This is a genomic window from Streptomyces sp. NPDC048111 (genome assembly GCF_043202815.1).
Taxonomy (GTDB): domain Bacteria; phylum Actinomycetota; class Actinomycetes; order Streptomycetales; family Streptomycetaceae; genus Streptomyces.
Genome location: NZ_JBIDBD010000010.1, coordinates 172,225 through 186,656 on the forward strand (window position 1 = coordinate 172,225; position 14,432 = coordinate 186,656).

Annotated in this window: 10 protein-coding genes; 6 read left to right on the forward strand and 4 right to left on the reverse strand. The window is 74.0% G+C overall.

Going from position 1 to position 14,432, the window contains the following annotated elements; genetic code table 11:
- Positions 1-37 precede the first annotated feature (37 nt).
- A complete protein-coding gene (locus ACGF3I_RS19005) occupies positions 38-1,597 on the reverse strand; it encodes an NADH-ubiquinone oxidoreductase-F iron-sulfur binding region domain-containing protein (protein ID WP_393133425.1) in 1,560 nt (519 codons plus the stop codon).
- Between the two features lie 28 nt (positions 1,598-1,625).
- The gene (locus tag ACGF3I_RS19010; RefSeq protein ID WP_393133427.1) at positions 1,626-2,846 is read right to left on the reverse strand and encodes a hypothetical protein; all 1,221 of its coding nucleotides are present in this window, start codon (positions 2,844-2,846) and stop codon (positions 1,626-1,628) included.
- 394 nt (positions 2,847-3,240) lie between these two features.
- Between ACGF3I_RS19010 and leuS the strand changes: the two genes are divergently transcribed.
- From leuS to ACGF3I_RS19025, 3 genes are all read left to right on the forward strand, one after another.
- A complete protein-coding gene (gene leuS, locus ACGF3I_RS19015; RefSeq protein WP_393133429.1) occupies positions 3,241-6,114 on the forward strand; it encodes a leucine--tRNA ligase in 2,874 nt (957 codons plus the stop codon).
- A gap of 120 nt (positions 6,115-6,234) precedes the next feature.
- Entirely contained in the window at positions 6,235-6,993 is a 759-nt protein-coding gene (locus ACGF3I_RS19020) for a hypothetical protein (RefSeq protein WP_393133431.1), read from the forward strand.
- A gap of 113 nt (positions 6,994-7,106) precedes the next feature.
- Entirely contained in the window at positions 7,107-7,952 is an 846-nt protein-coding gene (locus ACGF3I_RS19025; protein WP_393133433.1) for a DegV family protein, read from the forward strand.
- Between the two features lie 253 nt (positions 7,953-8,205).
- On the opposite strand, the gene ACGF3I_RS19030 is transcribed toward ACGF3I_RS19025, so the two are convergent.
- Positions 8,206-8,445 carry a hypothetical protein gene (locus tag ACGF3I_RS19030; RefSeq protein ID WP_393133435.1) on the reverse strand — a complete coding sequence of 80 codons (240 nt, stop codon included), beginning with the start codon at positions 8,443-8,445 and terminating at the stop codon, positions 8,206-8,208.
- 181 nt (positions 8,446-8,626) lie between these two features.
- Between ACGF3I_RS19030 and ACGF3I_RS19035 the strand changes: the two genes are divergently transcribed.
- Positions 8,627-9,454: a helix-hairpin-helix domain-containing protein gene (locus ACGF3I_RS19035; RefSeq protein WP_393133437.1), complete on the forward strand. Its 828-nt coding sequence runs from the start codon at positions 8,627-8,629 to the stop codon at positions 9,452-9,454.
- A gap of 410 nt (positions 9,455-9,864) precedes the next feature.
- Positions 9,865-12,450 (forward strand): ComEC/Rec2 family competence protein, encoded by a 2,586-nt coding sequence (locus ACGF3I_RS19040; protein ID WP_393133439.1) that lies wholly within the window; start codon positions 9,865-9,867, stop codon positions 12,448-12,450.
- Between the two features lie 216 nt (positions 12,451-12,666).
- Here the strand turns inward: ACGF3I_RS19040 and ACGF3I_RS19045 are convergent, their stop codons facing one another.
- Entirely contained in the window at positions 12,667-13,128 is a 462-nt protein-coding gene (locus ACGF3I_RS19045) for a pyridoxamine 5'-phosphate oxidase family protein (RefSeq protein ID WP_393133441.1), read from the reverse strand.
- Positions 13,129-13,521: 393 nt separating this feature from the next.
- On the opposite strand from ACGF3I_RS19045, the gene ACGF3I_RS19050 reads away from it, so the two are divergent.
- The gene (locus ACGF3I_RS19050; protein ID WP_393133443.1) at positions 13,522-14,409 is read left to right on the forward strand and encodes a YceI family protein; all 888 of its coding nucleotides are present in this window, start codon (positions 13,522-13,524) and stop codon (positions 14,407-14,409) included.
- The last annotated feature ends 23 nt before the right edge of the window (positions 14,410-14,432 follow it).

Below are 14,432 nucleotides of genomic sequence, written 5' to 3' on the forward strand. Positions count from 1 at the left end.
CGCCGCCCTCACAGGGCGGCGCACCGAACGGAAGCGGTCAACTCCGGCCGCTGCCCAGGGCCTTGCGGCTGATCTGGGGAAGCGCTGCCGGAGCCTGCTCGATCCGGAGCGCCAGCGCGGGACAGCGGCGCACGGCCCGCTGGGCGCGCCCCCGCAGATGCATCGGCACGGTGGCGTCCGCGACGAGGGGGTAACCGTCCGGGCCGAGCCGGATCAGCTCCGGCACGATGTCCGCGCAGAGCCCGTGGCCCTCGCACAGCGTCCAGTCGACCAGGACCTTCTCGCCGCTCGGCACGCCCTCCTCCTGGTAGCCGGCGGCGGGCAGCGGAAGCACCCCCGCCGTCGGCCGGCCGCAGCCGCCGCCGAGCACGTGCGCGGCGAGGTCGTCGGTGAACGCCGCCAGCGTCGAGGCGAGGAAGCGGGCCGAGCCGTCCGGATGCTTGCAGGCGCCCCGGCCCTTGACCGCCCGGGTCACCTCGCGCAGCGCCTCAAGTGCGGCCGGCCCGCCGCCGTTGAGCACGTCGGCCAGCCCTCCGGCCGCGGCCGGAAGGCCGAGCCTGCACGGGCCGCACTGGCCCGCCGTCTCGGCCGCGAGCCAGTTGGCCACCCGCAGCGCCTCGCCGAGCGCACAGGTGCCCGGGCCGATCGGCAGGATCGCACCGGCCCCGAGGGCGCCGCCGAGCGCCGAGAGCGAGGCCCGCGAGACGGCCGCGTCGTGCGCGGCCACCGAATTGAGCCAGCTGCCGTGGTAGCCGCCGGTCAGCACGCCCTGGGGCAGTGACGGGGCCCCGGCCAGCTGGAGGACGTAGCGCAGCGGCACCCCGGTCGGCACTTCGACGACCATCGGCCGGGCGACCGCGCCCGAGAGCGTGAGCAGCACCGTGCCGGGCTCGGACGGCTCGCCCGTGTTGCCGAAGCGGCGCGGGCCGAGCCGGGCGGCCACCGCGAGCTGGGCGTACGTCTCGGCGTTGGACAGCAGGGTCGGGGCGCCACCGACCCCGGACTCGGCGGCCCGCTCGCGGCGGCCCGGCGGCAGGGCGGGTCCGCCGTCGATGGCCCGGATCACCGCCGACGCCTCGCCCGACACCATGCGCTCGGGGGTTCGCACCACGCGGGCGCGCAGGGCGGAGCCGCGCTTGTCGGCGAGGCCGCGCTCGGCGAGCGCGGCCCGCACGGAGGCCTCCGTGGAGTCGCGGGTGACGGCGACGACCAGGGTCCTCGCGCCCAGCGCCTCGGCGGCCAGCAGGGCGCCGTCCAGGACGAGGTGGGGTGCGCGGCACACCAGCACGGTGTCCTTGCGGCAGGCGGGCTCGCCCTCGCTCGCGTTGACGACGACGACCGGGCGTATCCCGCGCCGGATCGCGGCCGACGCGACCGAGCGCAGCTTGCGGCCGAAGGGGAAACCGGCGCCGCCGCGGCCGGTGAGGGAGATGTCGTCGGCGAGCTGGGCCAGACGTTCCCCGTCGACCGGCTTCAACGGCCCGTGCACCTTGAGGTGCATCGGCAGGGCCAGGCGCTCGACGAGGTCGAAGCCCGCCGTCAGATGGGGCAGGCCCACGACGCGGACCTCGGGTACATCGGGGAGGGGCGTGTTCATGGTCGTACTCCTGCTGTCGCGGGCACCGTCACGGACGTTCCCCGGAGGAGCCCGGCCGCGCGGCGTGCCAGGGCTCGCCGGCGGCCGGCGGCTGATAGGGCGAGGAGGGGGCGGGGGCGGGCAGCGACTCGGGCGGGTGCGGCGAGGGCGCGGGCCAGCGGGGCGCCGGGGGAGCGGACGGCGCCAGGGAGACGGCGCGATAGGCCGCCGAGATGCCGGTACCCGCGTCGATACGGGGCTCGGGCGGGGCGGGCCGGTAGCGCGGCAGGGCCTCGTGCGGGGGCTCGTACAGGGGGCGCGTGTGCTCGAACTCCCGCCCCGGCGCGAGGACTTCCGGCGGCGCCTGTGCGCCGGGCAGGGGCTGCGTCGGCCGTGCTTCATACGAGGGCGCGCCGACGGGCCCGTGGGCGGGCTGCTCGTAGGGCGCCCCGTACGCCGGGGCGTAAGGCGGCTCGGGGGGCGCCTCGTAGGCCTCGCGGGCGGGCGGCGCGGCCGGGCGCGGGGGCATCGCGGGCTCGCTCTCCTGGGCCGGGCCGAGCGAGGAGAGCCGGGCCGCGATGCGGCGCTTGACCGGGCGGGGGAGCGCGCGTACGGCCAGCGCGCCCGCCACTCCCGCCAGGCTCAGGGCGTACATCGCGACGACCCAGCCGGCCGGCGGGCGGCCCGCGAACAGGCCGTGGACCAGCGCCGAGCACCAGGCCGGGTAGGCGAGCATGTGCACCGCGCGCCAGCGCGCCGCGATGCGGCCCGGGGTGGCGAAGGCGCTGCGCATCGCGCCCGTGGCGCCCGTCAGGACCATCAGGAGCCCGGCGAGCGACCCGAAGCCGATCAGCCCGGAGGCGCCCGTCATGCCCATCCCGAACGGGACGACGGCGCCGAGCAGGCCGACATGGCCGAGCGCGATCTTGACGGTGACGTGCAGCAGCAGGAAGCCGATCGAGGCGATGGCGGTCGCGCGGTGGACGGCCTGCGCCATGAGGCGGTCGCGCGGGGTCAGGAAGAGCCGGTCGGTGGCCAGCAGGCCCCAGGCGACGGAGGCGGTCAGCGAGACCAGGGACAGGACGCCGGAGGTGAAGTCCAGAGCGGCGCGCAGCGCGCCCGAGGACAGCAGGGCCAGCGGCGGGATGAGCAGGGCGACGACGCCCAGTGCGGCGGCGGAGAGCCCGCCCCTGCGGGCGGGACGCCCCCGGGCGGGGTTCTGACGCGGACGGTGCGGGCGGAGCGGGGTGAGCGGATGGCGAGGTTTCATGGTGGGGCGACTCCGAATGGTTCGGCAAAGCGGTCCCGTGGCGGCATGCTAGGTCGCCCCATACCGGCCGGTACGGGGTTTGCGCGGTTGCCCCAGAAGAGGGGGGTACGCGGAGTAACCTCGCCCTCGGCACCCCCGGGGGGTAGCCCGGATCACGCTCCGTGGGCGCTCCGTGCGGGCCTTGCGGGGCCTGCGGTACCCTGACGCCATGCGTGCCGTACGCCTTCTGCTTAGCGAGCCGCGCTGAACACTCCCGACCGATGAACAGACCCGGTCGGACTCGGCGCGGCGCCCCCTCCTGTGCGAGGGGTTTTTTCGTTTGGCGATTCGATGGCGGATCGACGGACGAACGCTCGTTACCGCTGGCAGAGACGATCGATGGAGCTTTGAGGACATGAGCGAGACGAACACCGCTGCCGCCGCAGAGTCGGCCGCGCCGCACCGCTACACGGCGGCCATGGCCGCCGACATCGAGGCACGCTGGCAGGACTTCTGGGACGCCGAGGGCACCTACGCGGCGCCGAACCCGACGGGCGACCTGGCCGGTGACCCGGCGGTCGCCGCCCGGCCCAAGAAGTTCATCATGGACATGTTCCCGTACCCGTCGGGCTCGGGCCTGCACGTCGGCCACCCGCTGGGCTACATCGCGACCGACGTCTACGCCCGCCACCAGCGCATGACCGGCCACAACGTGCTGCACACGCTGGGCTTCGACGCCTTCGGCCTGCCCGCCGAGCAGCACGCGGTGGCCACGGGCACGCACCCCCGGGTGTCGACCGAGGCCGCCATGGACAACATGAAGCGGCAGCTGCGCCGGCTCGGCCTGGGCCACGACAAGCGCCGGTCGATCGCGACGATCGACCCGGAGTACTACAAGTGGACGCAGTGGATCTTCCTGCAGATCTTCAACTCCTGGTACGACACCGACGCGAAGAAGGCCCGCCCCATCGCCGAGCTGGCCGCCGCCTTCGCGGACGGCAGCCGTGAGGTGCCCGGCGGCCGTGACTGGGCCGCGCTGAGCGCGGCCGAGCGCGCCGACGTCCTGGGCGGATACCGGCTGGCCTACGCCTCGGACGCGCCCGTCAACTGGTGCCCGGGCCTGGGCACCGTGCTGGCCAACGAGGAGGTCACCGCCGACGGCCGCTCCGAGCGCGGCAACTTCCCGGTCTTCAAGTCCAAGCTGCGCCAGTGGAACATGCGCATCACCGCCTACGCGGACCGGCTGCTCGACGACCTGGACGCGCTGGACTGGCCGGACGCCATCAAGCTGCAGCAGCGCAACTGGATCGGCCGCTCCGAGGGCGCCCGCGTCGACTTCCAGGTCGCCGGCGCCGACCCCATCACCGTCTTCACCACCCGCCAGGACACCCTGTTCGGCGCCACCTACATGGTGCTGGCGCCCGAGCACGAGCTGGTCGACACGATCGTCCCGGCGGCCTGGCCCGAGGGCACCCACGAGGTGTGGACGGGCGGCCACGCCACCCCCGCCGATGCGGTCGCCACCTACCGCGCGTTCGCCGCGTCCAAGTCGGACGTCGAGCGCCAGGCCGACGCCAAGGAGAAGACCGGCGTCTTCACCGGCGCGTTCGCGACCAACCCGGTCAGCGGCGACCAGGTGCCCGTCTTCATCGCCGACTACGTCCTGATGGGATACGGCACCGGCGCGATCATGGCCGTCCCGGCGCACGACACCCGCGACTTCGCCTTCGCGCGCGCCTTCGAGCTGCCCATGCGCTGCGTCGTGGAACCCTCCGACGACCGTGGCACCGACGCCTCCACGTGGGACGACGCCTTCGCCTCCTACGAGGCCAAGCTGGTCAACTCCGCCAACGACGCGATCTCCCTGGACGGCCTGGGCGTCGTCGAGGCCAAGGCGAGGATCACCGGCTGGCTGACCGAGCGCGGCATCGGCGAGGGCACCGTCAACTTCCGGCTGCGCGACTGGCTGTTCAGCCGGCAGCGCTACTGGGGCGAGCCGTTCCCGATCGTCTACGACGAGGACGGCATCGCCCACCCGCTGCCCGAGTCGATGCTGCCCCTGGAACTGCCCGAGGTCGACGACTACTCGCCGCGCACCTTCGAGCCCGACGACGCCGACACCTCGCCCGAGACGCCGCTGTCGCGCAACGAGGACTGGGTCAACGTCGAACTCGACCTGGGCGACGGCGTCAAGAAGTACCGCCGCGAGACCAACACCATGCCCAACTGGGCCGGATCCTGCTGGTACGAGCTGCGCTACCTGGACCCGCACAACAGCGAGAAGCTGGTCGACCCGGCCGTCGAGCGGTACTGGATGGGCCCGCGCGAGGGCATGCCGACCGGCGGCGTCGACCTGTACGTCGGCGGCGCCGAGCACGCCGTGCTGCACCTGCTGTACGCGCGCTTCTGGTCCAAGGTGCTGTTCGACCTGGGCCACATCTCCTCGGCCGAGCCGTTCCACAAGCTGTACAACCAGGGCATGATTCAGGCGTACGTCTACCGGGACGGCCGCGGCTTCCCGGTGCCGGCCGCCGAGGTCGAGGAGCGCGACGGCGCGTTCTTCTTCGAGGGCGAGCCCGTCAAGCGCGAGCTGGGCAAGATGGGCAAGTCCCTGAAGAACGCCGTCACTCCGGACGAGATCTGCACCGAGTACGGCGCGGACACGCTGCGCCTGTACGAGATGGCGATGGGTCCCCTGGACGTCTCGCGCCCCTGGGACACCCGCGCGGTGGTCGGCCAGTACCGGCTGCTGCAGCGTCTGTGGCGCAACATCGTCGACGAGGCGACCGGCGAAGCCACCGTCACCGACGCCGAGCCCGACGAGGCGACGCTGCGCGCCCTGCACAAGGCGATCGACGGCGCCGGCGGCGACCTGGCGGAACTGCGTTTCAACACCGCCATCGCCAAGATCACCGAGCTGAACAACCATCTGACCAAGGCCGGCGGCCCGCTGTCGCGCACGGTCGCCGAACAGCTGGTGCTCCTGATCGCCCCGCTGGCCCCGCACATCGCCGAGGAGCTGTGGCGCAAGCTGGGCCACACCGACTCGGTGGTGCACCGCGACTTCCCCGTCGCCGACCCGGCGTACGTCGTGGACGAGGCCGTGACCTGCGTCGTGCAGGTCAAGGGCAAGGTCAAGGCCCGCCTGGAGGTGCCGCCCGCGATCTCCGACGAGGAACTGGAGAAGCTGGCCCTGGCCGACGAGGGCGTCGTCGCCGCCCTGGGCGGCGCGGGCATCCGCAAGGTGATCGTGCGCGCCCCCAAGCTGGTGAACATCGTCCCCGCCTAAGGGCCGGGGCGGCCCTGCGGGCTTTCCCCTACGGGCAGGTTGGGGGTTCCACGGGAACCACCGGCCTGCCCGTTCCGTTTACGGTGGAGGGGACGATGCCGACCGACCGAGGGGACGTTCATGGAAGCCGCGATCCTGATCATGGCGCTGCTGTTCGTCGCCTTCGTGGCGCTCGGTGTGTATGTGACGGTCAAGGCGGTCGGCGCCGCCAAGCGCGGCGTTGAGCGCACGGTCACCCAGGCCAGGCGCACGGTCGAGGACACCACACTGCGGGCCAAGAGCGTGGGCCAGCCCGGCACGGCGGGGCGGCTCGCCCAGCTGAGGCTCTCGCTGCGCACCTCGATGCGCGCCACCCAGGAGGCACTGCACGCGGGCCTCGCCGAGGACGCGTCGCTCCACGAGTCGCTCGCCCTTTTCGAGCGGCTCAGCGCCCACGGCCGTGAACTGGACGACGAACTGAGGCGTCTGGAGCGCGAGCCCGACAAGCGCCGGATCGCCGACCTGCTGCCGGAGCTGCGCGAGCGCACCGAACGCGTCACCCACGCCGCGGACTCGCTGCGCTGGGCGGCACGCGACCGCGCGCGCCAGTTCGCCGACGACGACCTGGCCTCGCTCAGCCAGCAGATCGAGATGGAGTCCGGCGCCCTGCGCGACTGGTCGGTCAAGGGCCCCACGACCGGCCGGCCCGGCACCTGGGACGACACCGAGGACACCGGGGCGCCCTCGCCGGGTGAGCCGTCCTCCGCCGCGCCCTCGCCACGGCGCACCGCGGACCCCCGCCCCGAGCCGCGTGCCCAGGGACCGCAGGCGATCGGCGCGGCCCAGCCGCCGGTGAGCCATCCGTGGCAGAAGGCGCCCCGCCCCGAAGCCACCAGCTGATCCGCGAACACCGGGCCCGGGCGCCGGAACAGGGCGCGCCCGGCAGTCCCGAACCGATCACCGCACCGGGCCCGGACTGCCACGCGGCGGCCTCGGCGGGTAACCTCCCGCTCATGTCCCGCCATGTCGCTATCGTCACCGATTCAACGGCCTATCTGCCGCCGCAGACGATGGAGCGGCACAGCATCACCGCAGTGCCGCTGACCGTTGTCCTGGGCGACCGGGCGCTGGAGGAGGGCACCGAGATCTCGGCCCGTTCCCTCGCGCTCGCCCTCCAGAAGCGACGTCCGGTCACCACCTCCCGGCCCAGCCCCGAGGTCTTCGCGGCGGCCTACCGCAAGGTCGCCGAGGCGGGTGCGACGGCCATCGTCTCGCTGCACCTGTCCGCCGAGTTCTCCGGCACCTATGACGCCGCCGTCCTGGCGGCCAAGGACGCTCCCGTGCCGGTACGGGTCGTCGACACCGGCATGGTCGCGATGGCGCTCGGCTTCTGCGCGCTCGCGGCGGCCGAGGCGGCCGACGCGGGCGGCACGCTGGACGAAGCGGTGGCCGCCGCCGAGAAGCGGGCCGGCGCGACGTCCGCGTACTTCTACGTCGACACCCTCGACTATCTGCGCCGCGGCGGCCGGATCGGAGCCGCGCAGGCGCTGCTCGGCTCGGCCCTCGCGGTCAAGCCGCTGCTCCAGCTCGACGGCGGCCGCATCGACATGCTGGAGAAGGTACGCACCGCCTCCAAGGCCATCGCGCGGCTTGAGGAGATCGTCGTGGAGCGGGCCGGCAGCAGTCCGGTCGACATCGCGGTGCACCATCTCGCGGCGCCGGAGCGCGCCGCCGCCCTCGCCGAGCGCCTGCGGGCGCGGGTGCCGGGCCTGATCGACCTGCACACCAGCGAGGTCGGCGCGGTCATCGGCGCGCACACCGGTCCCGGGTTGCTCGGGGCGATCGTGTCGCCGCGCTGAGCGGACCACGTCAACGCGGGCGCGTGCCCGGGCGGTTGCGCGGTAACCCTGCGGGGTGACGGAGTTATCCACAACGGGCTTGCTGTCCACCGGAATTGAGGCCGCTCAGCGAGCTTGCGCCCAGGTGCCTAACGTCTCGTGCCATGGCGATCCGATCAGCACGCACACCAGGCACCACCCGCACCGCCACGAGCGGACCGGGCCGACCCCGGGGCTCCGATGGCCGGACCCGGGCGGTCCACGCCCGACGGCTTCATCCGTCCCGGGGCTCGGAATCCGCGCAGAGTTCGGCGTCGGCATCGGCATCCGCATCGGGCCCCGCGTCGGCGCCGGCATCGGCGTCTGCCTCGGCATCGGCGCGGAGTACCGCCATTGCGCCGCCGTCAGCGTCCGCCGAGTCGCCCACCGCATCCGCGCGGACCAACGCTTCCGCGCCCGCATCCGCGCAGAGCACCGCAGCCGGCCCGCCGTCAGCGTCCGCGGGGACGGCCACTGCATCCGCGCAGAGCGCGCGCCGGCGCGCGGACGCGCTGTTCCTTGCCCGGCCTCCGGGCACAGCCGCGCCGCCGCACGACCCCGGCGCGTCCTTCGCTGACGCGTACGCGGAGCCGGGCGGTACCGCGACGGGGGCCGGCCGCGCATCGCGGGCGAAAGCCCTGACTCCGGTCGGCTCCGTGCGGACGGCCGACTCGGTACCGTCGGACGACTCGGCGCCGTTGGCCGAGCCCGCGGGACGAACGACGTGGGACGCGCCCGGTGTACGAGACCGGCTGTGGGCGGCGGTGCGCGAACGGCTGCCGGTCTGGGCGCAGTCCAGGATCGGGCTCGCGCCGCGCAGTGTGGCCGCGCTGTGTGTGGTCCTGGTGGCCGCCGGTGCCTTCGCCGTGCACCACTTCTGGGCCGCCCGACCCCAGTCCGTCCGCGCTCCCGAGGTGGCCGACGGGCCCGTGGTGGCGCCGAGTGTCAGGGGTGCCGGTGCGCGGGCCGGGGGCGCCGGAGCAGGGCCCGGTGTGGGTGCCGCCACCCCGCGCACCGTGCCGAACACGGCGCCGTCACCGGCAGGGCTGCTCGTCGTGGACGTCGGCGGGAAGGTGCGGCGGCCGGGGGTCTACCGGTTGCCCAGCGGATCCCGGGTCGCCGACGCGCTGGCCCTCGCGGGCGGGGTGCGCGAGGGCACGGATCTGACGGCCCTCAACCGGGCACGGCTCCTCACGGACGGCGAACAGGTCCTCGCCGGCGTACCGGGAGGTGCGGCCCCGGCCGTCCTGGGGGTCGGTGGGGGTGGGGGCGGCCCGTCCGGAGGTGCAGCCGGGCCAGTCAGTCTCAACGCCGCGTCGGCCGAGCAGTTGGACGGGCTGCCCGGGGTCGGGCCCGTGCTGGCACGGCACATCGTGGATTACCGGACCCAGCACGGCGGCTTCCGCTCCGTCGACGAGCTGCGGGAGGTCAACGGAATCGGTGAGCGGAAGTTCCACGATCTGCAGGCGCTGGTGCGGCTGTGAACCGCTCACAGGCCCTGCTCGCCGATGCGGGGCATCGCCCGGACGTCCATGCCGACGCGGGCCATCGCCTGGGCGCCGCCAACCCGGCCCGGGAGGGGCCGACGGACCTGCGTCTGATCGGCCCCGCGCTCAGCACCTGGGGAGGCGCGGCCCTGGCACTGAACTTCTCGCTGGGGGAGGTGAGTTGCTGGACAGGCCTGTGCTTGGTGGCCGCGGGTGTGCTGGTGGCGCCGTCCGCGCGGCGGGCCCTGAGGGCGTGGCGGGCGGGGAGAGCTGAGGGCGGTGCGGCGGGTGCTGGGGGTGTGGAGGGAGAGGCGGGCAGGGTGGGGCCCGTCGGAGGGTGCCGGGGAGGTGGGGAAGACGGTACTGGTGGCGGTGGAGGAGGGGGCTGGCGGTATCGGGGAGCGGTCGTGGCGGTGCTGGTGTGTGTGGCCGCCGGGATCGTGGCCGGGGGCCTGCACGGAGCCGAGGCGCGGAGGGGCCCGCTGCCGGGGCTGGCGGCCGAACATCGGCAGGCCGTCGTGGAGTTGGTGATCCGCAGCGATCCAAGGGCGATCCGGGGCCCGGGCTGGGGCGGTGCGATGGTCGCGGTGGATGCGGAGGTCGAGCGGGTCCTGGTTCCGGGTTCGGCCCGGGCCCCGGGGGCGGCGTTGGCGTCAGGATTGGCTTCGGGTTCGGCCCGGGCGTCGGGTGCGGCGCTGGCCCTGGCTCCCGGTTCGGCCCGGGCCCCGGGTGCGGCGCTGGCGTCAGGCCTGGCTTCGGGCTCGGCCCAGGCGCCCGGTACGGATCGGAACGGGAGCCGGGACGAGCCCCCGGCCGGGAGCCGGGACGGGAGCCCGGGTGGGCGCCAGAGCGGGAGCTCGGCTGGGAGGAGTGAGCGGGTGCGTACGCCGGTCGTTGTGATCGCGCCCGCGAGCTGGCGGGGCCTGCTGCCGTCGACCCGGGTGCGGGTGACCGGGCGGCTGGCGCCCGGTGACAGGGGAGCCGCCGCCCTGGTGAAGGCTCCCAACGGTCCGCCGTACGTCGTCGCAGGCCCAACTGCCGTGCAGCGTCTGGCCGGTGGGTTGAGGGGAAAGCTACGGACCGCGACTGAGGGCCTCGCGCCGGACGTGCGGGCATTGCTGCCGGGGCTGATCGTCGGCGACACCTCCCGGGTCACCCCCGAACTGCACGCCGCCTTCGAGGCGACCGACCTCACGCACCTCATGGCCGTGTCGGGGAGCAACTTCGCCATCCTGCTCGCGTTGCTGATCGGGCCGCCGGGGCGGGCCCTGCTGGCGGAGCGGGGCGGTCTCGCGCCGCGGCTGGGAATCCCGCTGCGCGCGACGGCCCTGCTCGGCGGGGCTCTCACCGTCGCCTTCGTGGTGGTGTGCCGCCCGGAGCCGAGCGTGCTGCGGGCAGCGGCGTGCGGTCTGGTGACGCTGCTGGCCATCGGGACCGGCCGGCGCAGATCGCTCATCCCCGCGCTGGCCGCGGCCGTACTGCTCCTGGTGCTGTACGCGCCCGAACTGGCCCGCAGCTACGGCTTTCTGCTCTCGGTGCTGGCCACCGGGGCGCTGCTCACGATCGCGCCGGGATGGGGCGCGGCATTGCGACGGCGCGGTGTGCCGGGTTGGCTCGCCGAGGTGCTGGCCGCGTCGGCGGCGGCGCAGGCGGTGTGTGCGCCGGTGGTGGCCGTGTTCGCGGCACGGGTCGGTCTGGTGGCCGTGCCGTGCAATCTGCTGGCCGAGCCGGCGGTGGTGCTGGCCACGGTCGCGGGCTTCGCGGCGCTGGCTGTGGGGCCGCTCTCGATGCCCGTCGCCACCTGGCTGGCCTGGTGCGCGGGGTGGCCCACCGGGTGGATCGCGTCGGTGGCGCGCAACGGGGCTGCGCTGCCCGGGGCGCAGTCGGGGTGGCCGGGCGGCTGGCTCGGGGGGCTGCTGCTCGCGGCGGTGATGGGGGCGGCCGTGCTCGCGGTGCGCCGGGTGCCGCGATACCCGTGGGCGTCCGCGTCGCTCGCCTTGCTCGTTCTGCTCGCGGTGGTGCGGCCGGCCCCGCTGGCCAGGATCGTCACGGGGTGGCCGCCGCCGGGCTGGTCGTACGCCATGTGCGATGTGGGGCAGGGTGACGCCACGGTGCTGGCGGCGGGAGCGGGGTCGGCGGTGGTGATCGACACCGGGCCCGAGCCGTTGCCGGTCGACCGGTGCCTGCATGAACTCGGGGTGTCGTCCGTCCCGTTGCTCTTGCTCACGCATTTCCACGCCGATCACGTGGGCGGCCTCGCGGGGGTGTTGCGGGGCCGGGCCGTCGGGGTGATCGAGACGACCGGGTTCGCGCAGCCACCCGACCAGGCGGCGTTCGTGCGGCGCACCGCCGCGGAGGCCGGGGTACCGGTGGTGACGGCTCAACTCGGCGAGCGGCGAACCCTCGACGGCCTTTCCTGGGAGGTCCTGTGGCCGCCCCCGGCTCCGGTCACGCCCCCGGCCCCGGTCACGCCCCCGGCCCCGGCCGCGCCCTTGGCGCCGGGCACGCCCCCGGACCCGGCCGCGCCCCCGGTGCCGGGAGCGCAGTCACCGCCATGGCCGGCGCCACCGCCTCCGTTCCCGCCGCCGCCCCCGCCCGCACCAGGGCCGGTGCTGGACGGACCGAACGATGCCAGTGTCACCCTGCTCGTCCGTACCGCGTCCGGGCTGTCCCTGTTGCTGCCCGGAGATCTCGAACCCCCTTCACAGCGAGGCCTGTTGAGAGAGAAACCGGAACTCGGGCGGGTGGACGTCCTGAAGGTCGCCCATCACGGTTCGGCCCATCAGGAGCCTGCGCTGCTCAGGGCCGTACGACCCAGGATCGCGCTGATCTCGGTGGGGCGGGACAATCGGTACGGCCATCCCGCCGGCGGCACGATCGCCGTGCTGCGCGCGGGCGGAGCAGTGGTGCTGCGCACCGATACGGACGGGGCGGTCGCGATCGCCGGGGCGGGAGCGGGACTGAGGGCGGTGCCACGGGGGCGGGGGCCGTGACGCCGGCCGGGCCGGCAGCGGTGAACCCGGGTGCGCACAAGCCCGGCTGTGCACAAGCCCAACAGTGCATAAGCCCGGCTGCGTCCAAGCCCGGCTGCGTCCAAGCCCGACTGCGCACAAGCCAGGCTGCGCACAAGCCAGGCTGTGCGCAAGCCCGGTAGTGCCCGGCCCCCCGGCTCTGCGCAACACCTGCTCTGTACACGGGAGTTGGGGCCGTCAGATCAGCCAGGTCCCGTCGGTCATCAGGGTGCGGTCGGCGATTTCGTTGGCCTCGCGCCAGGCCTGGATGCGGTGCGGGACGACGCGGAAGTAGGTGTAGGACGGATCGCTGTTGCGAGGGTCCCAGATCACCTTGGCGGCGAAGGCGTCACCCGAGGAGGAGGGGAGGTCGGCGGTCGGAACGATGGTCGCGGTGCCGGTGATGTGGACGACGTCACGGGTGTGCCCGAGCGTGAGCTGGACCCGGCCGTCACCGGACTCCACGTTGCGCAGCGTGGGGTTGGTGCGGCGGGTGCACATCAGGAACGAGTCGCGTTCCCAGACGAAGGAGAGTGGCATGAGGTGGGGCTCACCGGTGGCGGAGGCGGTCGCGACCCAGGCGTCCTCGTCCTTTTCGAGGCGGGTCAGGACATCCTGCTTGCGCTGGATACGGCTGCGCGCGGGCTCGCGTGTGGTCATGTCGCGTTACGTTAGCGGCCGTTGGGGAGGGAGCGACTCCGTCGCTGGTCCTAGGTCCACAGCGGCGGATCGGGGCACGGGAGGGGTGCGGACCAGGGCGTGGGGCCGGGCGCCGAGCGGGCCGTGGGGCGGGATGTCGAGCGGGAAGTGGGGCCGGGCGCTGAGCGGGCCGTGGGGCGGTGTCGGGAGAGCCGGTAAGCGGAATGGTCAATTCGGGCCTCTGCTGACAGGTGCCTCAACAGTACGCAGGCGCCGTGTTTGCCTCGAACGGCACAACAGTGATCGAATGCGTCTTCGTCAAGGGGCCGCAGACCTGCTGTGGCGAGGACGGACGAGGATGTCTGCCCCCAGCGCGGCCCGGCAGATACTTCTTCGCACGGGGGTGCGTGCACAGTGTTCAGCCGCTGGTTCGGCAAGGGCTCGACCGGTTCTCCGCTTCGTTCCGGTCCGCTGGCCGGTCTCTCGGTCCCGCCGACCGCGGGAGTGCTCAGCTGTCGTGTGCTCGACCCGGTCAGCGAGCCCGTGCAGCGGGCCGAGTTCGTGGTCAGCGATGCCACGGGGCGCAAGGTCGTGGCGGGGGAGACCGACCCGTTCGGCTCGGTCGTCACGATGGTCCCGGCGGGCGAGTACCGGCTGGCCGTCACGGCCGAGGGATACACGCCCTTCCACGGCAACGCCAGTGTCGTCGCGAGCGGGCTCGCCGCGCTCGGCGACGTCACGCTCCAGGTCGCCGCCCCGCCCGCCCTGCCCGATCCGGGCGAGTGGGAACTCGACCCGACGCACTCGCAGATCGGCTTCACCGCGAGCCACATCGGGCTGGCCCGGATCCACGGGCGCTTCAACACCTTCGCCGGGGCGATCCGGATCGGTGAGCGCATGGAGGGTTCGGCGATGCACGTCATCATCGACACCGCCTCCATCGACACCGGGGTCCAGATGCGGGACGACCACCTCCGGTCGGGCGACTTCCTGGACGTCGGCAGCTACCCGACAATGGAGTTCTACAGCGACCGGTTCGTGCACCGGGGCGGCAGCAGGTGGGCGATCATCGGCGGCCTCACGTTGCACGGGGTGAGCCGCACGGTGACGCTCGACACCCAGTACCTGGGCCTCGGCACCGGGCTCGGGGGCGAGACCCGGGGCGCCTGCCGCGCCAGTACCGAGCTGCACCGCGAGGACTTCACGCTCACCTGGCAGACGATGCTGGCCCGCGGGATCGCGGCCATCGGGTCCTCCATCTCGATCGACCTCGACATTCAGGTCGTGCCGAAGGCGGGCTGATCCTGGCCCTGGCCCTGCCGGTG